This is a genomic window from Xenorhabdus sp. NBAII XenSa04 (assembly GCF_963866145.1).
Classification (GTDB): domain Bacteria; phylum Pseudomonadota; class Gammaproteobacteria; order Enterobacterales; family Enterobacteriaceae; genus Xenorhabdus; species Xenorhabdus indica.
In genome coordinates, this window is record NZ_CAWMEB010000304.1 from 1 (window position 1) to 706 (window position 706).

1 protein-coding gene is annotated in these 706 nt (G+C 52.1%); it reads right to left on the minus strand.

Features of this window, described 5'->3' with window-relative positions:
* Positions 1–706 (minus strand): AMP-binding protein (locus AAC147_RS10890; protein WP_156115471.1); only part of this gene is annotated, 706 nt, incomplete at both ends.

The following is a 706-nucleotide window of genomic DNA, read 5'->3' on the forward strand; positions in this document are numbered from 1 at the left end:
AATATCGACGGCGGAAGTAATGGCATAAGTGGCGGCAAACGTCGTGGTTTCCGTTGGGCCATAACCGTTGAGCAAGTGCAACGGTTGCGATTGAGCCAATTGCACCTGCTGGATTTTTCTCGGATCGAGGACATCCCCGCCAACAAGCAGATAACGCAACTGTCCAAACAACGGTTTGATATCGGGGAGATATTCGTTGAACAAGCCGGCAGTTAACCAGAGGGCAGTCACTTGTCCTCTGATCAGTGAGTCACGGAAACGTGGCGGGTCAAGCAGTGTGGATTGTGGAACCACATACAAGCGTCCGCCATTGAGTAAGGCTGACCAGATTTCCCAGGTTGATGCATCAAAAGCCATATTGGCACAGTGGGCCACACAGTCATCAGGCCCAATATCGGCGAAACCATTATTGATGATAAGACGGAGCACGTTACGATGTTCGACCATCACCCCTTTGGGAACGCCGGTTGAGCCGGAGGTATAGATCACATAAGCCAGATGGTGTGATGTCAGCCCCAGTGCCTGCACATCCGGGTTATGAGCGGGTTGTGTCGTCAGGAACGGTTCCAGATCGTCAAGGGTTACGGTGGGAACAGGGTTTGCCAGTTTGTCTAACTGTGTTGTTAGTATCAGCGTTGTCTGCATCAGCAACGTTTGGGTCAGCAAAACGACCGGCGCGGCATCTTCAAGCATAGACGTCAACCGC